Source organism: Erwinia rhapontici (genome assembly GCF_020683125.1).
GTDB lineage: Bacteria > Pseudomonadota > Gammaproteobacteria > Enterobacterales > Enterobacteriaceae > Erwinia > Erwinia rhapontici.
Genome location: NZ_CP085627.1, coordinates 477911 through 499049 on the forward strand (window position 1 = coordinate 477911; position 21139 = coordinate 499049).

The 21139-nt window shown below is 51.0% G+C and carries 24 protein-coding genes, 2 tRNA genes and 2 rRNA genes; 22 read left to right on the top strand and 6 right to left on the bottom strand.

The genetic code is table 11. From position 1 onward, the window contains the following. Position 1 precedes the first annotated feature (1 nt). The 12 genes from rpmD (at position 2) to LJN55_RS02175 (ending at position 6305) form a co-directional block, all read left to right on the top strand. Positions 2 to 181, top strand: a complete 180-nt coding sequence (gene rpmD / locus LJN55_RS02120) for a 50S ribosomal protein L30 (RefSeq protein WP_004160569.1) — start codon at positions 2 to 4, stop codon at positions 179 to 181. A 3-nt stretch (positions 182 to 184) separates the two neighbouring features. Beyond that, positions 185 to 619: a 50S ribosomal protein L15 gene (gene rplO, locus LJN55_RS02125; protein ID WP_133847021.1), complete on the top strand. Its 435-nt coding sequence runs from the start codon at positions 185 to 187 to the stop codon at positions 617 to 619. Between the two features lie 7 nt (positions 620 to 626). Then, positions 627 to 1958 (top strand): preprotein translocase subunit SecY, encoded by a 1332-nt coding sequence (gene secY, locus LJN55_RS02130; protein ID WP_004160567.1) that lies wholly within the window; start codon positions 627 to 629, stop codon positions 1956 to 1958. Between the two features lie 32 nt (positions 1959 to 1990). Beyond that, positions 1991 to 2107 carry a 50S ribosomal protein L36 gene (gene rpmJ / locus LJN55_RS02135; RefSeq protein WP_004160566.1) on the top strand — a complete coding sequence of 39 codons (117 nt, stop codon included), beginning with the start codon at positions 1991 to 1993 and terminating at the stop codon, positions 2105 to 2107. Positions 2108 to 2253: 146 nt separating this feature from the next. Continuing rightward, positions 2254 to 2610 carry a 30S ribosomal protein S13 gene (rpsM, locus tag LJN55_RS02140; protein ID WP_048917626.1) on the top strand — a complete coding sequence of 119 codons (357 nt, stop codon included), beginning with the start codon at positions 2254 to 2256 and terminating at the stop codon, positions 2608 to 2610. Between the two features lie 16 nt (positions 2611 to 2626). Then, the gene (gene rpsK, locus LJN55_RS02145; protein WP_004160563.1) at positions 2627 to 3016 is read left to right on the top strand and encodes a 30S ribosomal protein S11; all 390 of its coding nucleotides are present in this window, start codon (positions 2627 to 2629) and stop codon (positions 3014 to 3016) included. Positions 3017 to 3049: 33 nt separating this feature from the next. Beyond that, positions 3050 to 3670 carry a 30S ribosomal protein S4 gene (gene rpsD, locus LJN55_RS02150; RefSeq protein WP_133847020.1) on the top strand — a complete coding sequence of 207 codons (621 nt, stop codon included), beginning with the start codon at positions 3050 to 3052 and terminating at the stop codon, positions 3668 to 3670. A gap of 25 nt (positions 3671 to 3695) precedes the next feature. Then, on the top strand, positions 3696 to 4685 hold the full coding sequence (locus tag LJN55_RS02155; protein ID WP_002919219.1) for a DNA-directed RNA polymerase subunit alpha: 990 nt from the start codon (positions 3696 to 3698) through the stop codon (positions 4683 to 4685). 40 nt (positions 4686 to 4725) lie between these two features. Next, positions 4726 to 5112 carry a 50S ribosomal protein L17 gene (gene rplQ / locus LJN55_RS02160; protein ID WP_003850180.1) on the top strand — a complete coding sequence of 129 codons (387 nt, stop codon included), beginning with the start codon at positions 4726 to 4728 and terminating at the stop codon, positions 5110 to 5112. 119 nt (positions 5113 to 5231) lie between these two features. Beyond that, positions 5232 to 5603, top strand: a complete 372-nt coding sequence (locus LJN55_RS02165; RefSeq protein WP_133847019.1) for a DnaJ family domain-containing protein — start codon at positions 5232 to 5234, stop codon at positions 5601 to 5603. Beyond that, complete coding sequence (gene zntR / locus LJN55_RS02170) at positions 5603 to 6034, top strand: Zn(2+)-responsive transcriptional regulator (protein WP_133847018.1); 432 nt, start codon at positions 5603 to 5605, stop codon at positions 6032 to 6034. The genes LJN55_RS02165 and zntR overlap by 1 nt, the downstream gene beginning before the upstream one ends. Before the next feature lie 55 nt (positions 6035 to 6089). Beyond that, positions 6090 to 6305: an alternative ribosome-rescue factor A gene (locus LJN55_RS02175; protein WP_133847017.1), complete on the top strand. Its 216-nt coding sequence runs from the start codon at positions 6090 to 6092 to the stop codon at positions 6303 to 6305. A gap of 42 nt (positions 6306 to 6347) precedes the next feature. On the opposite strand, the gene mscL is transcribed toward LJN55_RS02175, so the two are convergent. From mscL to def, 5 genes are all read right to left on the bottom strand, one after another. Then, positions 6348 to 6761 carry a large-conductance mechanosensitive channel protein MscL gene (gene mscL / locus LJN55_RS02180; protein WP_062749324.1) on the bottom strand — a complete coding sequence of 138 codons (414 nt, stop codon included), beginning with the start codon at positions 6759 to 6761 and terminating at the stop codon, positions 6348 to 6350. 121 nt (positions 6762 to 6882) lie between these two features. Beyond that, a complete protein-coding gene (gene trkA, locus LJN55_RS02185; protein WP_133847016.1) occupies positions 6883 to 8259 on the bottom strand; it encodes a Trk system potassium transporter TrkA in 1377 nt (458 codons plus the stop codon). Positions 8260 to 8318: 59 nt separating this feature from the next. Further along, on the bottom strand, positions 8319 to 9608 hold the full coding sequence (rsmB, locus tag LJN55_RS02190) for a 16S rRNA (cytosine(967)-C(5))-methyltransferase RsmB (RefSeq protein WP_212813640.1): 1290 nt from the start codon (positions 9606 to 9608) through the stop codon (positions 8319 to 8321). Positions 9609 to 9658: 50 nt separating this feature from the next. Beyond that, positions 9659 to 10606 (bottom strand): methionyl-tRNA formyltransferase, encoded by a 948-nt coding sequence (fmt, locus tag LJN55_RS02195; RefSeq protein WP_133847014.1) that lies wholly within the window; start codon positions 10604 to 10606, stop codon positions 9659 to 9661. 23 nt (positions 10607 to 10629) lie between these two features. After that, entirely contained in the window at positions 10630 to 11139 is a 510-nt protein-coding gene (gene def / locus LJN55_RS02200; RefSeq protein WP_133847013.1) for a peptide deformylase, read from the bottom strand. Positions 11140 to 11265: 126 nt separating this feature from the next. Between def and dprA the strand changes: the two genes are divergently transcribed. The 6 genes from dprA to LJN55_RS02230 are packed head-to-tail and all read left to right on the top strand — an operon-like array spanning position 11266 to position 15067. Further along, the gene (gene dprA, locus LJN55_RS02205) at positions 11266 to 12390 is read left to right on the top strand and encodes a DNA-protecting protein DprA (RefSeq protein ID WP_133847012.1); all 1125 of its coding nucleotides are present in this window, start codon (positions 11266 to 11268) and stop codon (positions 12388 to 12390) included. Then, complete coding sequence (gene smg, locus LJN55_RS02210; RefSeq protein WP_133847011.1) at positions 12362 to 12835, top strand: DUF494 family protein Smg; 474 nt, start codon at positions 12362 to 12364, stop codon at positions 12833 to 12835. Before dprA ends, smg begins: the two co-directional genes overlap by 29 nt. A gap of 25 nt (positions 12836 to 12860) precedes the next feature. Next, entirely contained in the window at positions 12861 to 13430 is a 570-nt protein-coding gene (locus tag LJN55_RS02215; protein ID WP_227536448.1) for a DNA topoisomerase family protein, read from the top strand. After that, a complete protein-coding gene (gene tsaC / locus LJN55_RS02220) occupies positions 13414 to 13980 on the top strand; it encodes an L-threonylcarbamoyladenylate synthase type 1 TsaC (protein WP_227535602.1) in 567 nt (188 codons plus the stop codon). The genes LJN55_RS02215 and tsaC overlap by 17 nt, the downstream gene beginning before the upstream one ends. A gap of 11 nt (positions 13981 to 13991) precedes the next feature. Continuing rightward, entirely contained in the window at positions 13992 to 14810 is an 819-nt protein-coding gene (gene aroE, locus LJN55_RS02225; protein ID WP_227535603.1) for a shikimate dehydrogenase, read from the top strand. Next, positions 14807 to 15067 carry a DUF1488 family protein gene (locus LJN55_RS02230; protein ID WP_133847007.1) on the top strand — a complete coding sequence of 87 codons (261 nt, stop codon included), beginning with the start codon at positions 14807 to 14809 and terminating at the stop codon, positions 15065 to 15067. Before aroE ends, LJN55_RS02230 begins: the two co-directional genes overlap by 4 nt. On the opposite strand, the gene LJN55_RS02235 is transcribed toward LJN55_RS02230, so the two are convergent. Further along, positions 15034 to 15588, bottom strand: a complete 555-nt coding sequence (locus LJN55_RS02235) for a gamma carbonic anhydrase family protein (protein ID WP_133847006.1) — start codon at positions 15586 to 15588, stop codon at positions 15034 to 15036. The genes LJN55_RS02230 and LJN55_RS02235 overlap by 34 nt on opposite strands. A 515-nt stretch (positions 15589 to 16103) precedes the next feature. Between LJN55_RS02235 and LJN55_RS02240 the strand changes: the two genes are divergently transcribed. From LJN55_RS02240 to LJN55_RS02255, 4 genes are all read left to right on the top strand, one after another. Beyond that, a 16S ribosomal RNA gene (locus LJN55_RS02240) occupies positions 16104 to 17646 on the top strand. A gap of 73 nt (positions 17647 to 17719) precedes the next feature. Continuing rightward, positions 17720 to 17796, top strand: a tRNA-Ile gene (locus tag LJN55_RS02245). A 134-nt stretch (positions 17797 to 17930) separates the two neighbouring features. Further along, positions 17931 to 18006: transfer RNA gene (locus LJN55_RS02250), tRNA-Ala, on the top strand. 207 nt (positions 18007 to 18213) lie between these two features. After that, a 23S ribosomal RNA gene (locus LJN55_RS02255) occupies positions 18214 to 21119 on the top strand. The 16S and 23S rRNA genes sit together here with 2 tRNA genes alongside, the layout of an rRNA operon. The last annotated feature ends 20 nt before the right edge of the window (positions 21120 to 21139 follow it).

Sequence of the window (21139 nt, forward strand, 5' to 3'; positions counted from 1 at the left end):
CATGGCTAAGACTATTAAAATTACTCAAACCCGTAGTTCGATCGGTCGTTTGCCTAAACATAAGGCAACACTGCTTGGCCTGGGTCTGCGTCGTATTAACCACACCGTAGAGCGTGAAGACACGCCAGCTGTACGCGGTATGGTTAACGCGATTTCCTACATGGTTAAAGTGGAGGAGTAACAGATGCGTTTAAATACTCTGTCTCCGGCCGACGGCTCCAAGCACGCTCCTAGACGTCTGGGTCGTGGTATTGGTTCTGGTCTCGGCAAAACCGGCGGTCGCGGTCACAAAGGTCAGAACTCACGTTCTGGCGGTGGCGTACGTCGTGGTTTTGAAGGCGGCCAGATGCCTCTGTACCGTCGTCTGCCGAAATTCGGTTTCACCTCTCGCAAAGCAATGGTCACTGCAGAAGTTCGTCTGTCTGACCTGGCGAAAGTTGAAGGCGGTATCGTCGACCTGAACACGCTGAAAGCAGCAAACATTATCGGTATTCAGATGGAGTTCGCGAAAGTGATCTTGTCTGGCGAAGTTTCTGCACCGGTAACGATTCGCGGTCTGCGTGTAACTAAAGGCGCTCGTGTTGCAATCGAAGCTGCTGGCGGTAAAATTGAGGAATAAGTAGCAGATGGCTAAGCAACCGGGATTAGATTTTCAAAGTGCCAAAGGTGGTTTTGGCGAACTAAAACGCAGACTTCTGTTTGTAATTGGTGCGCTAATTGTCTTCCGCATTGGTTCTTTTATTCCGATCCCTGGTATCGATGCCACTGTACTTGCCAAACTGCTTGAGCAACAGCGTGGCACCATCATTGAAATGTTCAACATGTTCTCTGGTGGTGCTCTGAGCCGTGCTTCTATCTTTGCCCTGGGTATTATGCCGTATATTTCGGCCTCTATTATTATCCAGCTGCTGACGGTGGTTCATCCAGCGTTAGCAGAAATCAAGAAAGAAGGGGAGGCTGGCCGTCGTAAGATTAGCCAGTACACCCGTTACGGTACTCTGGTATTAGGTATATTCCAGGCGGTCGGTATTGCTACCGGCCTGCCGAATATGCCAGGAATGCAAGGTCTGGTACTAAATCCAGGTTTTGCTTTCTACTTTACCGCTGTTGTCAGTCTGGTCACGGGGACAATGTTCCTGATGTGGCTGGGCGAGCAGATAACTGAGCGAGGTATCGGTAATGGTATCTCGATCATTATCTTCGCTGGTATTGTTGCGGGTCTGCCGCCGGCCATTGGCCATACCATCGAGCAAGCGCGGCAAGGCGACCTGCACTTCCTCCTGTTGCTGTTGGTTGCAGTTCTCGTATTTGCAGTGACCTTCTTCGTTGTTTTCGTTGAGCGTGGTCAACGCCGCATTGTGGTGAACTATGCGAAACGTCAGCAAGGCCGTCGTGTCTATGCTGCGCAGAGCACACATTTACCGTTGAAAGTTAATATGGCCGGTGTAATACCTGCTATCTTTGCTTCCAGCATTATCTTGTTCCCAGCAACCATCGCGTCATGGTTCGGGGGCGGAACTGGCTGGAACTGGCTGACGACTATTTCGATGTCATTACAGCCAGGTCAACCGCTTTATGTGCTACTCTATGCGACTGCAATCATCTTCTTCTGTTTCTTCTACACAGCGTTGGTTTTCAACCCGCGTGAAACAGCAGATAACCTGAAGAAGTCTGGTGCATTTGTACCAGGTATTCGTCCGGGAGAACAGACGGCGAAGTATATCGATAAAGTAATGACACGCCTGACATTAATCGGTGCGTTGTACATTACCTTTATCTGCCTGATCCCGGAGTTCATGCGTGATGCGATGAAAGTTCCATTCTACTTCGGCGGTACATCACTGCTGATCGTAGTCGTTGTCATCATGGACTTTATGGCTCAAGTGCAAACTCTGATGATGTCAAGTCAGTATGAGTCTGCATTGAAGAAAGCAAACCTGAAGGGCTACGGCCGTTAATTCAGGCGCTTGAGAAGTTACGGAGAGTAAAAATGAAAGTTCGTGCTTCCGTCAAGAAATTATGTCGTAACTGCAAAATCATTCGTCGCGACGGCGTCGTTCGTGTGATTTGTAGTGCCGAGCCTAAGCATAAACAGCGCCAAGGCTGATTTAATCGCATATTTTTCTTGCAAAGTCGGGTTGAGCTGGCTAGATTAGCCAGCCAATCTTTTGTATGTCTATGCGTTTCCATTTGAGTATCCTGAAAACGGGCTTTTCGGCATGGGACGCATAAGTAATTAAATAGGAGTGCATAGTGGCCCGTATAGCAGGCATTAACATTCCTGATCATAAACATACCGTTATCGCATTAACTGCAATCTTCGGTATCGGTAAAACCCGCTCACAGGCTATCTGTGCGTCAACGGGTATTGCTGAAAATGTTAAGATCAGTGAGCTGTCTGAAGAACAAATCGACATTCTGCGTGATGCAGTAGCTAAATTTGTTGTTGAAGGCGATCTGCGTCGTGAAGTCACCCTGAGCATCAAGCGTCTTATGGACCTTGGCTGCTATCGTGGTTTGCGTCATCGTCGTGGTCTTCCAGTGCGCGGTCAGCGTACCAAGACTAACGCACGTACCCGTAAGGGTCCGCGTAAACCGATCAAGAAATAATCGGGGTGATTGAATAATGGCAAAGGCACCAGTTCGTGCACGTAAGCGTGTAAGAAAGCAAGTCTCTGATGGCGTGGCTCATGTCCATGCATCTTTCAACAACACCATCGTAACTATTACCGATCGTCAAGGTAATGCGCTGGGTTGGGCAACAGCCGGTGGTTCCGGTTTCCGTGGTTCTCGTAAGTCTACGCCGTTCGCTGCGCAGGTTGCTGCAGAGCGTTGCGCAGAGGCCGTGAAAGATTACGGTATTAAGAACCTGGAAGTTATGGTTAAGGGTCCTGGTCCAGGCCGCGAATCAACAATTCGTGCTCTGAACGCTGCTGGTTTCCGCATCACTAATATTACTGATGTGACTCCGATCCCTCACAACGGTTGTCGTCCGCCGAAAAAACGTCGCGTATAACGCCCCGTTTTTTAGGAATGTTGGAGAAAGAAAATGGCAAGATATTTGGGTCCTAAGCTCAAGCTGAGCCGTCGTGAAGGCACAGACCTGTTCCTCAAGTCTGGCGTTCGCGCGATTGATACCAAGTGTAAGATTGAACAAGCTCCTGGTCAGCACGGTGCGCGCAAGCCACGTCTGTCTGACTATGGCGTGCAGTTACGTGAAAAGCAGAAAGTTCGTCGTACCTACGGCGTGCTGGAGCGTCAGTTCCGTAACTATTATAAAGAAGCAGCTCGTCTGAAAGGCAACACAGGTGAAAATCTGTTAGCTCTGCTGGAAGGTCGTCTGGATAACGTTGTTTACCGTATGGGCTTTGGTGCCACTCGTGCAGAAGCACGTCAGTTGGTTAGCCACAAATCTATTATGGTAAACGGTCGCGTTGTTAGCATCGCTTCTTATCAGGTAACTCCGAATGACGTTGTTAGCATCCGTGAGAAAGCCAAAAAGCAGTCTCGCGTGAAAGCCGCTCTGGAGCTGGCTGAACAGCGTGAAAAGCCAACCTGGCTGGAAGTTGATGCAACTAAGATGGAAGGTGTGTTCAAGCGTATTCCTGAACGTACTGATCTGTCTGCGGACATTAACGAACACCTGATCGTCGAGCTTTACTCCAAGTAAGGCTTAGTACCAAAGAGAGGACACAATGCAGGGTTCTGTGACAGAGTTTCTAAAACCGCGCCTGGTAGATATCGAGCAAGTGAGTTCGACGCACGCCAAGGTGACCCTTGAGCCTTTAGAGCGTGGCTTTGGCCATACTCTTGGTAACGCACTGCGCCGTATTCTGCTTTCATCAATGCCGGGTTGCGCGGTGACCGAGGTTGAAATTGATGGTGTACTGCACGAGTACAGCACCAAAGAGGGCGTACAGGAAGATATCCTGGAAATCCTGCTCAACCTAAAAGGTTTGGCGGTAAGAGTTCAGGGCAAAGATGAAGTTATTCTTACTCTGAATAAATCTGGCATTGGCCCTGTGACTGCAGCCGATATCACCCATGATGGGGATGTCGAAATCGTCAAGCCGCAGCACGTGATCTGTCACCTGACCGATGAAAACGCCGCTATCAGCATGCGTATCAAAGTTCAGCGTGGTCGTGGTTATGTGCCGGCTTCTGCCCGAATTCATTCGGAAGAAGATGAGCGCCCAATTGGTCGTCTGTTGGTCGATGCCTGCTACAGCCCTGTAGAGCGAATTGCCTACAATGTTGAAGCAGCGCGTGTAGAACAGCGTACCGATTTGGACAAGCTGGTCATCGAAATGGAAACTAACGGTACTATCGATCCTGAAGAGGCGATCCGCCGTGCAGCGACCATTCTGGCTGAACAACTGGAAGCTTTCGTCGACTTACGTGATGTACGTCAGCCGGAAGTGAAAGAAGAGAAACCAGAATTCGATCCGATCTTGCTGCGCCCTGTTGACGATCTGGAATTGACTGTCCGCTCTGCTAACTGCCTTAAGGCAGAAGCTATCCACTACATCGGTGATCTGGTACAGCGTACCGAGGTTGAGCTGCTTAAAACGCCTAACCTTGGTAAAAAATCTCTTACTGAGATTAAAGATGTGCTGGCTTCTCGTGGTTTGTCTCTGGGCATGCGCCTGGAAAACTGGCCACCCGCTAGCATCGCTGATGAATAACCCGATCACAGGTTAAGGTTTCACTGAGAAGGATAAGGTCATGCGCCATCGTAAGAGTGGTCGTCAACTGAACCGCAACAGCAGCCATCGTCAGGCTATGTTCCGCAACATGGCTGGCTCTTTGGTTCGTCACGAGATTATCAAGACGACCCTGCCAAAAGCGAAAGAGCTGCGTCGCGTAGTTGAGCCGCTGATTACTCTTGCCAAGACCGACAGCGTAGCTAATCGTCGTCTGGCATTCGCCCGTACTCGTGATAACGAGATCGTGGCAAAACTGTTTAATGAGCTCGGTCCGCGTTTCGCGAGCCGTGCAGGTGGTTACACTCGCATTCTGAAGTGTGGCTTCCGCGCTGGTGACAACGCTCCGATGGCTTACATCGAGCTGGTTGATCGTCCAGAAGCTCAAGCAGAAGCTGCAGCAGAGTAATTTGCCGCAGTATTGAAAAAGCCCCGCTTGCGGGGTTTTTTTATATCCAAAATTCCTGCCCCCTTTATCTCTCTCTCAAATGCGTTATGCTGACCTCAATCTGGTAAACGGAGGCCATCATGTCTTTACTTGATCAACTCGCAGAAAAGCATATCCTCGCGGCCCTTCGTCAGGGTGAGCTCGATAATCTCCCCGGAGCAGGTCATCCCCTACAGCTGGATGATGATAGCCATGTGCCTTCTGAGCTGCGTGCGGGCTATCGTATTCTGAAGAATTCTGGCTTCTTGCCACCAGAGCTGGAGATGAAACGCGAAGCTCTAGAGCTGGATGAATTAATGCGAACGGTCGATCCAAATGAAGAGCGCTACTATCAACAGGCAAAACGTCTGAGCTTACTTGAGGTGAAGTTGAAACAGGCGGGAATCAGTACTGATTTTTTGCAGGGCGGCTATGGCCGCAGAATACAGCAGCACTTTCGGGAGGAAGAGTAATGTACCGTATTGGACAGCTGGCGAAACTGGCTGATGTGACGCCGGATACTATCCGGTTTTATGAAAAACAGCAGATGATGGATCATAAGGTGCGTACCGAAGGCGGGTTCAGACTTTACAGTGACAGCGATCTGCAGCGCCTTAAGTTTATTCGCTATGGTCGACAGTTGGGTTTCACTCTTGAGGCGATTCGTGAATTGCTGTCAATTCGCGTCGACCCTGAGCATCATACCTGCCAGGAATCAAAGACCATCGTACAGAAGCGGCTGAATGAAGTTGAAGCGATGCTTACGGAATTACATCATATGCAACGCTCGCTTACTCGCCTTAATGATGCCTGCTGTGGCACGTCTCACAGCAGTGTATATTGTTCGATTCTTGAAGCCTTAGAAAAAGGCGCGACTACTACGGTGGCGAAAAGCACCGATTGAATTTCCGTTGCCAGAGGTCTATATTCTCCAACGTCATCCATCAACAGGAAAAACTATGACTGTCTATCAGCATAAAAAGGGCACTATCCGCGATAATGCTCTGGAAGCATTGTTACATGACCCATTATTCAAAACGCGTATCGAAGTCAATCAGAAAGGAAAAGGCAGCTTCCGACGTAAAGATAAACACGCGAAGAAAGGTAACTGGGAGGCCAGTGGTCAGTGCGCAAATCGCGTATTTACCACTGGCCTCCTGGTTTTTCAGGCATAAAAAAACCGCCAGTTATGGCGGTTTTCAGAAGTCCAGGCTCGCTTACAGCGGCTTGTTATTCTGCTCTTTCAACAGGTCACGGATCTCACTCAGAAGAGTTTCTTCTGCAGAAGGTTTTGCCACCGGTTTTTCCACTTCTTTCTTTTTGTACATTTTGTTCATCACTTTGATGGCCATGAAGATGGCAAAGGCAACGATGACAAAATCAAAAATGGTTTGCAGGAAAATACCGTATTGCATTACGACTGCTGCGGTTTCCCCTTCTGCAGGCTTCAATACCCAGGCAAACTGTTTAAAATCAACTCCCCCAATCAATAATCCCAGCGGTGGCATAATGATGTTTGCCACCAGTGAGGACACGATTTTGCCAAACGCCGCACCAATGATGACACCGACAGCCAGGTCCACCACGTTGCCACGCATCGCGAAATCGCGAAACTCTTTGAATAAACTCATTGTTATCTCCCGTATTTGCCAATTTTTTAAGTCTAACAAACGATCGGGCTTTTTCCACGGAGATTGCAGATAAAAAGCTAAACACCCGGTCAGAACCGGGTGAGAAGTGAGATTAGATCGATTAGAGGAAGAACGGGCTGGGCTGGAATAAACGTTCGACGTCAGAAACAAACTTCTTGTCGGTGAGAAACATAATGACATGGTCGCCCTGCTCAATACGCAGATTGTCATTAGCGATGATCACATCACTACCACGCACAACGGCGCCAATGATTGTGCCGGGCGGTAGCTTGATGTCATCAATCTGACGTCCTACAACTTTCGATGTAGATTCTTCGCCATGAGCTATAGCTTCAATGGCTTCGGCAACACCACGGCGCAGAGAAGAAACACCCACGATATCCGCTTTACGTACATGTCCTAGCAGCGCTGATATTGTTGCCTGCTGAGGTGAAATCGCGATGTCGATCACGCTGCCCTGGACCAGGTCAACATAGGCGCGACGCTGGATAAGTACCATCGCTTTCTTGGCACCCATACGTTTTGCCAGCATGGCTGACATAATATTAGCTTCATCATCGTTAGTGATGGCGATAAACAGATCAATCTGATCAACATGTTCTTCAGCCAGCAGTTCCTGATCCGATGCATCGCCATAAAAGACGATGGTGTTTTGCAGGTTCTGGGCCAGCTCAGCAGCTCGCTGCTGATCACGTTCGATCAGTTTTACGCTGTAATGTTTCTCAAGACGCTGTGCCAGACCAAAACCAATATTCCCACCACCGACGATCATAATGCGCTTGTAGGGTTTTTCCAGCCTTTGATATTCACTCATTACCGCGCGGATATGCTGGCTGGCAGCGATGAAGAACACTTCATCTCCCGCTTCAATGATGGTGGAACCCTGGGGGCGGATCGGGCGATCCTGACGGAAGATCGCTGCTACGCGGGTATCAATGTGCGGCATATGCTCGCGCATCACTGATAAGGCATTACCGACCAGCGGCCCACCATAATAGGCTTTCACCACGGCCAGACTCACCTTGCCTTCGGCAAAATTAACTACCTGCAGAGCACCCGGGTACTCAATGAGTCGGTAGATATTGTCGATCACCAATTGCTCGGGTGAGATCAGATGGTCGATAGGAACGGCTTCAGGAATGAATAGCTTATCAGCATCACGGATATAGTCCGGGGCGCGGATACGGGCGATGCGGTTTGGCGTGTTAAAAAGAGAGTAGGCAACCTGACAGGCGACCATATTGGTTTCATCTGAATTGGTTACCGCAACCAGCATATCAGCATCTTCAGCGCCGGCCTCGCGTAATACACGGGGATGTGAACCATGCCCCTGTACCACGCGTAAGTCGAACTTGTCCTGCAGCTGACGCAAACGCAGGGCATCGGTATCGACCACGGTAATATCGTTGTTTTCACCGACCAGGTTCTCAGCGAGTGTTCCGCCGACCTGTCCTGCACCAAGAATGATGATTTTCATTATGCTTCAGTCTGTTGGTTATCGTTCAGATTGTGGCGCAGTGTAACGCGCCACGCTGGTCATTGTTTTATCAATTTTGCGTAATAGAAGCCATCACCGCCATCGGTCTGCGGAAATACCTGAATACCCGGTTGTGAGAGGTCACCTGTATCACTTAAACGCGCATCAGTATGACGCTGCAGGAACTGGCTTACTTGCTGATGATTTTCTTCCGGTAATATTGAACAGGTCGCGTATAACAACGTCCCGCCTGACTTCAGATGTGGCCAGACTGCATCCAGAATCTGCTGCTGTAATAAGGCAAGTTCTGGGATATCACGATCGCGGCGCAGCCACTTGATATCAGGATGGCGCCGTATGACACCGGTTGCTGAACATGGCGCATCCAGCAGAATACGATCGAATTGCGTATTCCCACACCAGGCTTCTGGGGTACGGCCGTCACCCAGCTTAACTTCCGCTGTCATGTTCAGGCGTTGCAAATTTTCACTAATTCTTGCCAGGCGCTGGGCATCAACATCTACGGCCATGACGTCAGCCTGAGGGGCCGCTTCCAGAATATGTGTCGTCTTACCGCCTGGTGCAGCACAGAGGTCGAGGATCTTCTCGCCATTCTGTGGATCAAGCAGTGCCACACAGCCCTGGGCTGAGGCATCCTGAACAGTGACCCACCCCTGATCGAACCCCGGAAGCTGGCCCACTGCGCACGGGGTTTCCAGTCTTAATGCATCACTGTGTTGCGGATGAACAAATGCCGTTTTACCGCTTTCCTCAAGCAGTGCCAGCCACGCATCGCGGCTGTGATGGTTTCGGTTAACACGCAGCCACATCGGTGGCCGCTGGTTATTAGCCTCGACAATCTGTTGCCACTGATCTGGCCAGGCACGTTTCAGGCGTTCCAGTAACCACTTTGGATGCAGGTACTGCTGATCGCCATCATTCATCTGCAGCATCAACTCTTCCTGTTGACGCTGGAACTGCCGCAGTACTCCGTTGATCAGGCCTTTTAGCTGCTGACGTTTCAGCGCAATGGCACCCTCTACCGTTTCCGCTAGTGCAGCATGAGCCGGGATTCGTGTATGCATCAACTGATACAGGCCGACCATAATCAGGAAGTGAATAGTGCGTTGCTTGCCTGTCATCGGACGTGACATCAGTTTGCTGATAATCCACTCCAGTTGCGGAAGCGTACGCAGTACGCCGTAGCAAAGCTCCTGTAGCAGGGCTGCGTCTTTCTCACCGACAGATTTCTGTGCAGCGGGCAGCACGTTACTGAGCGATTGCCCTTGCTCAACGACTTTCTCGATAGTCTGAGCAGCAACACTGCGTAAGTTAGTATTTTTTTTCATAGTGGATTCGCAATTCTTACGATTGCCCGGCATGAGTGCCGGGCAACGCATCAGGCAATAATATTGCCCGGAGTAAACCATTCACGGCGGGAGTTGAGCAGGTCCTGGGCTTTCATCGGCTTTTTGCCGGCAGGCTGCAGTTCTTCGATATTCAGCACGCCATCGGTAGTCACTACCTGAATGCCATGCTTATCAGCTTGCAGGACTTCGCCTGGCTGATGTCCGCTAACGGCGGCCAGCACCGATGCCTTCCATACTTTCACCGGTTGCTCATCAATGACGAAGTAGCTGACTGGCCATGGATTAAACGCACGGATACAGCGTTCAAGCTGTGACGCAGAAAGTGACCAGTCAAGACGGGCCTCTTCCTTGCTTAGTTTTTCGGCATAACTGACCAGCGATTCATCCTGCACTTCAGGTTGTGCGCTGCCTTCTGCCAATTGTGTCAGAGTGCTCAGCATTCCGGCAGGCCCGAGGTTCGCCAGCTTGTCGTACAGCGTGGCACTGGTATCACTGGCTTCGATCGGGCAGGCCAACTTGAAGAGCATATCGCCGGTATCAAGCCCAACATCCATCTGCATGATGGTCACACCTGTCTCTGCATCACCTGCCCACAGCGAGCGCTGAATGGGTGCGGCACCACGCCAGCGCGGTAACAGGGAACCATGAACGTTAATGCAACCAAGACGTGGCATATCCAGCACGGCTTTCGGTAGAATCAACCCGTAGGCAACGACCACCATGACATCAGCATTAAGCGCATCGACCAGTTGTTGGTTCTCTTCGGGACGTAGTGATTTAGGCTGGAAAACCGGAATGTTGTGTTGTTCGGCCAGCTGTTTTACGGGGCTGGCGGTGAGTTTGTTGCCACGGCCCGCGGGTCGATCTGGCTGAGTAAATACACCGACAACCTGATGGCCGGATGACAACAGCGCGTCAAGATGACGCGCTGCAAAGTCAGGGGTGCCGGCAAAAATGATTTTTAATGATTCGGACACATTATTCCCTTCAGTCAGCGAACTCAGTCGCGGGCGCTTTGACGATACAGTTTTTCCAGCTTCTGACGGATACGCTGACGTTTCATTGGCGACAGGTAATCTATAAACAGCTTACCAACCAAATGATCCATCTCGTGTTGAATACAGATTGCCAGCAGGCCATCCGCTTCCAATTCAAAGCTGTTGCCGTCACGGTCCAGTGCCCGAATTTTGACTCTTTCAGAGCGAGGCACGAGTGCGCGTTGTTCAGGAATAGACAAACAACCTTCTTCAATACCGGTTTCGCCACTTTCTTCCAGCAATTCCGGATTGATGAGTACCAGCCGCTCGTCCCGATTCTCAGAAACATCAATCACGATAATACGCTGATGAATATCCACCTGTGTTGCTGCCAGGCCAATACCTTCCTCTGCGTACATTGTTTCAAACATATCATCGACGATACGCTGAATATTAGCATTCACTTCTTTTACCGGTTCCGCAACGATGCGCAGGCGATCGTCAGGAAAATGTAATACCTGCAAAACTGACATAACTTTCCAGATCTGTGTTCAAGGGATTAGATATTTATCTCTCTTATTGTAGACATTTCGCGCTGCGATTGACAGCATTCGTGGCGGTAACCTTCAGGGGGAAGGGGCAATATCAGGGAGAGATTCATGTTACCAGTGGAGTGCGCCTTGCGGCTTTCAACTCTGTCCGGGCTATCAAGTTCACAGCGCCTGACTTTAATGACTGAATTACAGACGATCGCGTTGCCTGACGCCTGCGATCTGGCATCGCTAGGTCTGTCGGTTTTACAGCAGCAGGCGTTCCTTGATTATGATAAACAGATTATTGCTCAGAGTATTGAATGGCTGGAGGCACCACAGCACCATTTTATTACACCTCTTAGCCCTTATTACCCAGAGCAGTTGAAGGCGATCACACGTTTTCCGTTGATGCTATTTGTTGCGGGTGATCCGGCCATACTTTCCTCTCCTCAGCTGGCGGTGGTTGGCAGTCGGCATTGCTCCCATTATGGTAGTGAATGGGGCAACTGGTTCAGCCAGGCGCTGGCTCTCAGTGGCTTGACGATTACCAGTGGGTTGGCGTTAGGCATTGATGGTGTCGCTCATCGTGCTGCGCTGGAGGTGCAAGGTAAGACGATAGCCGTGCTGGGTAGTGGACTTGATGTTCTTTACCCACGGCGCCATCAGGCACTGGCAGAGCAGATCATTGCCGGTGGCGGTGCGCTGGTCTCTGAGTTTCCTCTGTCGGTGCAGCCATTACGCGCGCATTTCCCCCGGCGCAACCGGATCATTAGCGGCCTGAGCCTCGGTGTTCTGGTCGTGGAGGCGACGTTACGCAGTGGCTCACTGGTTACAGCTAAACTGGCATTGGAGCAGAACCGAGACGTGTATGCGCTACCGGGGTCCCTGGCCAGCCCCGGCAGCGAGGGAACACACTGGCTGATTCAGCAGGGGGCATTACTTGTGGCTCATCCCAATAATATTATCGAACAAATACAGAGCGACCTCTCCTGGCTATCAGATTTGCCCCAACGGGAAAACAATTCAGCGCAGAGTAGTAATCCTCCATTGCCATTTCCCGATGTGTTGGCTAACGTAGGAGATGAGGTTACACCTGTTGACGTCGTCGCTGAACGTGCCGGCCAACCTGTGCCAACCATCGTAGCGAAGTTGCTTGAGTTGGAGTTAGCAGGGTGGATCGCAGCTGTACCCGGCGGCTATGTCCGATTGAGGAGGGCAAGCCATGTTCGACGTACTAATGTACTTATTTGAAACGTATATCCACAACGAAGCAGAAATGCGTGTTGATCAGGATAAATTGACTGATGATTTAACCGATGCAGGTTTTCATCGTGAAGATATTTATAATGCGTTGAACTGGTTGGAGAAGCTGGCGGATTATCAGGAAGGTCTGGTCGCCCCGATTCAGCTGACTACCGATCCGCTGTCTATGCGTATCTACACCGAGGAAGAGAGTCAGCGTTTAGATGCCAACTGTCGTGGCTTTATTTTGTTCCTGGAGCAAATTCAGGTGCTGAATCTGGACACGCGCGAAATGGTTATCGAACGTATTATGGCACTTGATACTCTCGAGTTTGATCTGGACGATCTCAAATGGGTGGTGCTGATGGTGTTGTTTAATATCCCAGGATGTGAAAACGCCTATCAGCAAATGGAAGAGCTACTTTTCGACGTCAATGAAGGAATGCTGCACTGAAGATTGCCTTCGTGTACACAATGTTATGAATAAAACAGCGCTTTTCGCTGTGCGAAAAAATGAACCCTGCCCCCAGTGTGGGGCAGAACTGGTTATTCGCTCCGGGAAACATGGCGCTTTCCTTGGTTGCTCACTCTATCCTGAATGCGACTTTATTCGTCCGCTAAAAGGCCAGGCTGACGGGCACATCATTAAAGTGCTTGAAGGTCAGCTATGCCCAAAATGCGGTGCTGACCTCGTACTGCGCCAGGGGCGCTATGGCATGTTTATCGCCTGTAGCGATTATCCCGAATGCGAACATACCGAAACCATCGATAAGCCAGATGAAACCACACTTGCCTGTCCGCAGTGCCAGGGGGGAAAGCTGGTTCAACGTCGCTCGCGCTTCGGTAAAACCTTCCATGCTTGTGACCGTTATCCGGATTGTCAGTTCGCGGTTAATTTCACACCGTTGGAAGGGATCTGCGAGTTCTGCCAGTTTCCGCTGCTTATTGAAAAGAAAACGGCCAGAGGTGTCAGGCGTTTTTGCGCCAGTAAAGCCTGTGGCAAATCTGTAACATTAGATAATGGTAGTGAAGATGAAATCCGTGGATGAGTCACTAACGCACTGCGTTAACGTGCTGCGTCAGTCTGCAGTGATTGCTTATCCGACCGAGGCCGTATTCGGTTTGGGTTGTGATCCTGATAGCGAAGCAGCAGTGATGAAACTGCTGAAGTTAAAACATCGTCCGATAGAGAAGGGGCTCATTCTTATTGCGGCTGACTATCAGCAACTGATTCCTTATATTGCCGATGAGCAGCTCTCTGCGGAGCAAAAAGAGCGGATGTTTTCCCTCTGGCCAGGACCGGTCACTTGGGTGTTACCCGCGCGTGCATCGACCCCGGGCTGGTTGACGGGGCAATTTTCCTCGCTGGCCGTTCGCGTCAGCGATCATCCCGGTGTTGTGGCATTGTGCAAAACCTTTGGTAAACCCCTGGTTTCTACCAGTGCCAATCTGACGAGTTTACCGCCTTGTCGCGATGTCGCTGAAGTACTGGCACAGTTTGGCGAGACGTTCCCGGTATTCCTCGGCGAAACCGGTGGTCGTCAGAATCCATCAGAAATCCGCGATGTATTAACCGGCGATCTCATTCGCCAGGGATAAAGAGAACACTTATGCCGTCTTTCGTCGTCTTCGGTAACCCGATTAGCCACAGCAAATCGCCGCGTATTCACCAGCTATTTGCTGAACAAACCGGTATTCCGCATCCTTACGGCCGGCTATGTGCACCGCTTGATGGATTTGAGCAGTCCGCTCGCGAGTTTTTTGCTCAGGATGGCAGGGGGGCAAATATTACTCTGCCGTTCAAACAGCAGGCTTTTGCCCTCTCCAGTGAACTGACGGAACGCGCAGCGCTGGCAGGCGCGGTCAATACGCTAAAGAAGTTGGATGATGGTCGTCTATTGGGGGACAACACCGATGGGATCGGCCTGTTAAGCGATCTTCTGCGTTTGCAGTTGATTCATCCCGACGATCGAATCCTGTTGATCGGTGCCGGTGGGGCCGCACGGGGCGTGATCCTGCCGCTCCTCGCGTTTAATTGCAGTGTAACAGTGACGAATCGCACTCACGCGCGGGCTGAAGAGTTGGTGGCACTTTTCCAGCACCACGGTGGTATCCGTTCGCTTGCGCAGAATGAATTGCGCGATGCGCAGTTCGATCTGGTCATCAATGCAACGTCAAGCGGTGTCGAAGGGGGGATTCCTGATCTGCCTGTTGGACTGCTGAATGAGCGTAGCCGTTGCTATGACATGTTCTATCAGGTGGGTGATACACCTTTCCTGCAATGGTGTCGCCAGCAAGGATCGACTCAGATGGCTGATGGCCTGGGAATGCTGGTGGGGCAGGCGGCGCACTCCTTTATGCTGTGGCATGGGGTGATGCCAGAAATCACGCCAATTATTGATGTGTTGAAACAAGAGATGAGTGCGTGAATCAGGCGATTCAGTTTCCTGAGCGTGAATGGTGGGATGAAACGATACAGGCCGTTTGCTTCAGTGCGCTGGTCAATGGTTTTCAACTGGTTTGTGCGATTGACGGCGAAGTGTTGCTTCGCCGTTTTCCTACAACAAGTGATCCTCTGGCCTGTTTCTGCCTGAATCGCTGGGAGCTGGAAGAGGATGCCGAGCTGGCGATCAAACAACAGAAAGAAGATACTCAGGGCTGGGTATGGCTCTCTTCTGATAAATAGTCATTTTTCCAGCCAACATAGTTATTAGCTGAATAAAGCAATCCGCCAATCTCTTCTTCTGTCAGTGGGCGTATTTTTTTTGCTGGGCTTCCTAAATAGAGGTAACCACTTTCGAGGCGTTTACCCGGGGAGACCAGGCTACCTGCTCCTATCATCACATCGTCTTCTACTATTACACCATCTAGCAGAATCGATCCCATCCCAACCAGAACACGATCACCAATCGTGCAACCGTGTAGCATCGCTTTATGCCCGATGGTGACATCTTCTCCAACAACCAGTGGATGACCTTCAGGGTTAGCGGCTGATTTATGAGTTAAATGCAGAACGCTCCCATCCTGGATGTTGCTGCGTTTTCCAATGGTGACCTTGTTAACATCTCCCCGGATGACTACCAGAGGCCAGATACCGACATCATCAGCCAGCACGACGTCACCAATCACAACGCTGGTGGGATCAATCATCACGCGTCCGCCTAACTGAGGGCGTACTCCTTTATATGCACGTATATTGTCGCTCATCACTCTCTCCTTTACCGATACGATCCCAGTAGCCTAGTTCCGGAAGTGATCTTTGATCAATGATTGGCTGAAAAGACGCGGTAATTTTGTGCGGATCGCCTGAGATCTCAGCGAAAAGAGTGAAAACTCAGCAACCAAAAAGAAAGATCTAAAAAAGGCTTGTGCAATAAATTCGGATCCCTATAATGCGCAACCACTGAGACGGCACAACGGCTTACGGCCAGCGGCTCAGGAGGTTCAGGAAGCATCTGAACCGCCGGAAAAAACTTCTCAAAAAGAAGTTGACTCCGAAGGAGGAAAGCGTAATATACGCCACCTCGCAACAGGAAGCTTCGGCACTGATTGCACCGCTCTTTAACAATTTATCAGACAATCTGTGTGGGCACTCGCAGGATTGATATCAGTCACCTTAGGGTGACAAAAAATATCAAGTCTTAAGAGTGAACACATAATGAAATTCATTATGACGTTTTACACTTGAGCATCGCTGCACTTGTTGCAGCAAATCGAACTTTTAATTGAAGAGTTTGATCATGGCTCAGATTGAACGCTGGCGGCAGGCCTAACACATGCAAGTCGAACGGTAGCACAGGGGAGCTTGCTCCCCGGGTGACGAGTGGCGGACGGGTGAGTAATGCCTGGGAAACTGCCCGATGGAGGGGGATAACTACTGGAAACGGTAGCTAATACCGCATAACGTCTTCGGACCAAAGTGGGGGACCTTCGGGCCTCACACCATCGGATGTGCCCAGGTGGGATTAGCTAGTAGGTGGGGTAATGGCTCACCTAGGCGACGATCCCTAGCTGGTCTGAGAGGATGACCAGCCACACTGGAACTGAGACACGGTCCAGACTCCTACGGGAGGCAGCAGTGGGGAATATTGCACAATGGGCGCAAGCCTGATGCAGCCATGCCGCGTGTATGAAGAAGGCCTTCGGGTTGTAAAGTACTTTCAGTGGGGAGGAAGGCGATGAGGTTAATAGCTTCGTCGATTGACGTTACCCGCAGAAGAAGCACCGGCTAACTCCGTGCCAGCAGCCGCGGTAATACGGAGGGTGCAAGCGTTAATCGGAATTACTGGGCGTAAAGCGCACGCAGGCGGTCTGTCAAGTCGGATGTGAAATCCCCGGGCTCAACCTGGGAACTGCATTCGAAACTGGCAGACTAGAGTCTTGTAGAGGGGGGTAGAATTCCAGGTGTAGCGGTGAAATGCGTAGAGATCTGGAGGAATACCGGTGGCGAAGGCGGCCCCCTGGACAAAGACTGACGCTCAGGTGCGAAAGCGTGGGGAGCAAACAGGATTAGATACCCTGGTAGTCCACGCCGTAAACGATGTCGACTTGGAGGTTGTGCCCTTGAGGCGTGGCTTCCGGAGCTAACGCGTTAAGTCGACCGCCTGGGGAGTACGGCCGCAAGGTTAAAACTCAAATGAATTGACGGGGGCCCGCACAAGCGGTGGAGCATGTGGTTTAATTCGATGCAACGCGAAGAACCTTACCTGGCCTTGACATCCACGGAATTCGGCAGAGATGCCTTAGTGCCTTCGGGAACCGTGAGACAGGTGCTGCATGGCTGTCGTCAGCTCGTGTTGTGAAATGTTGGGTTAAGTCCCGCAACGAGCGCAACCCTTATCCTTTGTTGCCAGCGAGTAATGTCGGGAACTCAAAGGAGACTGCCGGTGATAAACCGGAGGAAGGTGGGGATGACGTCAAGTCATCATGGCCCTTACGGCCAGGGCTACACACGTGCTACAATGGCGCATACAAAGAGAAGCGACCTCGCGAGAGCAAGCGGACCTCATAAAGTGCGTCGTAGTCCGGATCGGAGTCTGCAACTCGACTCCGTGAAGTCGGAATCGCTAGTAATCGTAGATCAGAATGCTACGGTGAATACGTTCCCGGGCCTTGTACACACCGCCCGTCACACCATGGGAGTGGGTTGCAAAAGAAGTAGGTAGCTTAACCTTCGGGAGGGCGCTTACCACTTTGTGATTCATGACTGGGGTGAAGTCGTAACAAGGTAACCGTAGGGGAACCTGCGGTTGGATCACCTCCTTACCTGAAGATACCTTCCCGCGTAGTGTCCACACAGATTGTCTGATGAAAAAGTAACGAGCAGAAAAACCTCTACAGGCTTGTAGCTCAGGTGGTTAGAGCGCACCCCTGATAAGGGTGAGGTCGGTGGTTCAAGTCCACTCAGGCCTACCAAATTTGCACTCATGCGGCGTTATGCATTCGGTCGTTTACCAAAGTAAACTTCCCTCCTGCATGCCTTGCCTGAGCACAAATTACATTTCTTCGCTGGAATGTAATGGTAGTAAAAGGTTTCTGTAAGACTGTATGGGGCTATAGCTCAGCTGGGAGAGCGCCTGCCTTGCACGCAGGAGGTCAGCGGTTCGATCCCGCTTAGCTCCACCATACTGTTTTTCTAAATAAAATACTTCAGAGTGTGCTGGATAACAGTATGCTGCGAAGTATTATGCTCTTTAACAATCCGGAACAAGCTGAAAATTGAAACGACATGTCGTTTTCATTCTCCGTAATAAGAATGAAATTAACGATATGTTCGAGTCTCTCAAATGCTTACAACAGCAATGTGTTCTTCGGGACGCTTGTGGGTTGTGAGGTTAAGCGACTAAGCGTACACGGTGGATGCCTAGGCAGTCAGAGGCGATGAAGGGCGTGCTAATCTGCGATAAGCGTCGGTAAGGTGATATGAACCGCAACAACCGACGATACCCGAATGGGGAAACCCAGTGTGTTTCGACACACTATCATGTCATGAATACATAGTGGCATGAGGCGAACCGGGGGAACTGAAACATCTAAGTACCCCGAGGAAAAGAAATCAACCGAGATTCCCCCAGTAGCGGCGAGCGAACGGGGAACAGCCCAGAACCTGAATCAGTTTGTGCATTAGTGGAAGCGTCTGGAAAGTCGCAGGGTACAGGGTGATACTCCCGTACACAAAAATGCACCTACTGTGAGTTCGATGAGTAGGGCGGGACACGTGACATCCTGTCTGAATATGGGGGGACCATCCTCCAAGGCTAAATACTCCTGACTGACCGATAGTGAACCAGTACCGTGAGGGAAAGGCGAAAAGAACCCCGGCGAGGGGAGTGAAACAGAACCTGAAACCGTGTACGTACAAGCAGTGGGAGCCTACTTGTTAGGTGACTGCGTACCTTTTGTATAATGGGTCAGCGACTTATATTCTGTAGCAAGGTTAACCGTATAGGGGAGCCGCAGGGAAACCGAGTCTTAACTGGGCGTTAAGTTGCAGGGTATAGACCCGAAACCCGGTGATCTAGCCATGGGCAGGTTGAAGGTTGGGTAACACTAACTGGAGGACCGAACCGACTAATGTTGAAAAATTAGCGGATGACTTGTGGCTGGGGGTGAAAGGCCAATCAAACCGGGAGATAGCTGGTTCTCCCCGAAAGCTATTTAGGTAGCGCCTCGTGAACTCATCTTCGGGGGTAGAGCACTGTTTCGGCTAGGGGGCCATCCCGGCTTACCAACCCGATGCAAACTGCGAATACCGAAGAATGTTATCACGGGAGACACACGGCGGGTGCTAACGTCCGTCGTGAAGAGGGAAACAACCCAGACCGCCAGCTAAGGTCCCAAAGTCATGGTTAAGTGGGAAACGATGTGGGAAGGCACAGACAGCCAGGATGTTGGCTTAGAAGCAGCCATCATTTAAAGAAAGCGTAATAGCTCACTGGTCGAGTCGGCCTGCGCGGAAGATGTAACGGGGCTAAACCATGCACCGAAGCTGCGGCAGCGATACGCAAGTATTGTTGGGTAGGGGAGCGTTCTGTAAGCCGTCGAAGGTGAACTGTGAGGTTTGCTGGAGGTATCAGAAGTGCGAATGCTGACATAAGTAACGATAAAGCGGGTGAAAAGCCCGCTCGCCGGAAGACCAAGGGTTCCTGTCCAACGTTAATCGGGGCAGGGTGAGTCGACCCCTAAGGCGAGGCCGAAAGGCGTAGTCGATGGGAAACAGGTTAATATTCCTGTACTCGGTGTTACTGCGAAGGGGGGACGGAGAAGGCTATGTTAGCCGGGCGACGGTTGTCCCGGTTTAAGCGTGTAGGCTTGAGTTCCAGGCAAATCCGGAACTCTTTAAGGCTGAGGCGTGATGACGAGGCACTACGGTGCTGAAGTAACAAATGCCCTGCTTCCAGGAAAAGCCTCTAAGCATCAGGTAACATTGAATCGTACCCCAAACCGACACAGGTGGTCAGGTAGAGAATACCAAGGCGCTTGAGAGAACTCGGGTGAAGGAACTAGGCAAAATGGTGCCGTAACTTCGGGAGAAGGCACGCTGTCGGTAGGTGAAGGGACTTGCTCCTGGAGCTGAAGGCAGTCGAAGATACCAGCTGGCTGCAACTGTTTATTAAAAACACAGCACTGTGCAAACACGAAAGTGGACGTATACGGTGTGACGCCTGCCCGGTGCCGGAAGGTTAATTGATGGGGTTATCCGCAAGGAGAAGCTCTTGATCGAAGCCCCGGTAAACGGCGGCCGTAACTATAACGGTCCTAAGGTAGCGAAATTCCTTGTCGGGTAAGTTCCGACCTGCACGAATGGCGTAATGATGGCCAGGCTGTCTCCACCCGAGACTCAGTGAAATTGAACTCGCTGTGAAGATGCAGTGTACCCGCGGCAAGACGGAAAGACCCCGTGAACCTTTACTACAGCTTGACACTGAACATTGAGCCTTGATGTGTAGGATAGGTGGGAGGCTTTGAAGCGTGGACGCCAGTCTGCGTGGAGCCAACCTTGAAATACCACCCTTTAACGTTTGATGTTCTAACCTGGCGCCGTGATCCGGCGTGGGGACAGTGTCTGGTGGGTAGTTTGACTGGGGCGGTCTCCTCCTAAAGAGTAACGGAGGAGCACGAAGGTTAGCTAATCACGGTCGGACATCGTGAGGTTAGTGCAATGGCATAAGCTAGCTTGACTGCGAGAGTGACGGCTCGAGCAGGTGCGAAAGCAGGTCATAGTGATCCGGTGGTTCTGAATGGAAGGGCCATCGCTCAACGGATAAAAGGTACTCCGGGGATAACAGGCTGATACCGCCCAAGAGTTCATATCGACGGCGGTGTTTGGCACCTCGATGTCGGCTCATCACATCCTGGGGCTGAAGTAGGTCCCAAGGGTACGGCTGTTCGCCGTTTAAAGTGGTACGCGAGCTGGGTTTAGAACGTCGTGAGACAGTTCGGTCCCTATCTGCCGTGGGCGCTGGAGAATTGAGAGGGGTTGCTCCTAGTACGAGAGGACCGGAGTGAACGCACCACTGGTGTTCGGGTTGTCATGCCAATGGCATTGCCCGGTAGCTAAGTGCGGAAAAGATAAGCGCTGAAAGCATCTAAGCGCGAAACTTGCCTCGAGATGAATTCTCCCTGGGTCCTTGAGACCCCTGAAGGGACGTTGAAGACTACGACGTTGATAGGCCGGGTGTGTAAGCGCAGCGATGCGTTGAGCTAACCGGTACTAATGACCCGTGAGGCTTAACCTTACAACGCCAGAAGCGTTCTG

What these genes read in the sequence shown, in the direction of transcription:
- rpmD (WP_004160569.1), top strand. Translation starts at nt 2, where the DNA reads ATGGCTAAGACTATTAAAATTACTCAAACCCGTAGTTCGATCGGTCGT.
- rplO (WP_133847021.1), top strand. Translation starts at nt 185, where the DNA reads ATGCGTTTAAATACTCTGTCTCCGGCCGACGGCTCCAAGCACGCTCCT.
- secY (WP_004160567.1), top strand. Translation starts at nt 627, where the DNA reads ATGGCTAAGCAACCGGGATTAGATTTTCAAAGTGCCAAAGGTGGTTTT.
- rpmJ (WP_004160566.1), top strand. Translation starts at nt 1,991, where the DNA reads ATGAAAGTTCGTGCTTCCGTCAAGAAATTATGTCGTAACTGCAAAATC.
- rpsK (WP_004160563.1), top strand. Translation starts at nt 2,627, where the DNA reads ATGGCAAAGGCACCAGTTCGTGCACGTAAGCGTGTAAGAAAGCAAGTC.
- rpsD (WP_133847020.1), top strand. Translation starts at nt 3,050, where the DNA reads ATGGCAAGATATTTGGGTCCTAAGCTCAAGCTGAGCCGTCGTGAAGGC.
- LJN55_RS02155 (WP_002919219.1), top strand. Translation starts at nt 3,696, where the DNA reads ATGCAGGGTTCTGTGACAGAGTTTCTAAAACCGCGCCTGGTAGATATC.
- rplQ (WP_003850180.1), top strand. Translation starts at nt 4,726, where the DNA reads ATGCGCCATCGTAAGAGTGGTCGTCAACTGAACCGCAACAGCAGCCAT.
- LJN55_RS02165 (WP_133847019.1), top strand. Translation starts at nt 5,232, where the DNA reads ATGTCTTTACTTGATCAACTCGCAGAAAAGCATATCCTCGCGGCCCTT.
- zntR (WP_133847018.1), top strand. Translation starts at nt 5,603, where the DNA reads ATGTACCGTATTGGACAGCTGGCGAAACTGGCTGATGTGACGCCGGAT.
- LJN55_RS02175 (WP_133847017.1), top strand. Translation starts at nt 6,090, where the DNA reads ATGACTGTCTATCAGCATAAAAAGGGCACTATCCGCGATAATGCTCTG.
- mscL (WP_062749324.1), bottom strand. Translation starts at nt 6,761, where the DNA reads ATGAGTTTATTCAAAGAGTTTCGCGATTTCGCGATGCGTGGCAACGTG.
- trkA (WP_133847016.1), bottom strand. Translation starts at nt 8,259, where the DNA reads ATGAAAATCATCATTCTTGGTGCAGGACAGGTCGGCGGAACACTCGCT.
- rsmB (WP_212813640.1), bottom strand. Translation starts at nt 9,608, where the DNA reads ATGAAAAAAAATACTAACTTACGCAGTGTTGCTGCTCAGACTATCGAG.
- def (WP_133847013.1), bottom strand. Translation starts at nt 11,139, where the DNA reads ATGTCAGTTTTGCAGGTATTACATTTTCCTGACGATCGCCTGCGCATC.
- dprA (WP_133847012.1), top strand. Translation starts at nt 11,266, where the DNA reads ATGTTACCAGTGGAGTGCGCCTTGCGGCTTTCAACTCTGTCCGGGCTA.
- smg (WP_133847011.1), top strand. Translation starts at nt 12,362, where the DNA reads ATGTTCGACGTACTAATGTACTTATTTGAAACGTATATCCACAACGAA.
- LJN55_RS02215 (WP_227536448.1), top strand. Translation starts at nt 12,861, where the DNA reads ATGAATAAAACAGCGCTTTTCGCTGTGCGAAAAAATGAACCCTGCCCC.
- tsaC (WP_227535602.1), top strand. Translation starts at nt 13,414, where the DNA reads ATGAAATCCGTGGATGAGTCACTAACGCACTGCGTTAACGTGCTGCGT.
- aroE (WP_227535603.1), top strand. Translation starts at nt 13,992, where the DNA reads ATGCCGTCTTTCGTCGTCTTCGGTAACCCGATTAGCCACAGCAAATCG.
- LJN55_RS02235 (WP_133847006.1), bottom strand. Translation starts at nt 15,588, where the DNA reads ATGAGCGACAATATACGTGCATATAAAGGAGTACGCCCTCAGTTAGGC.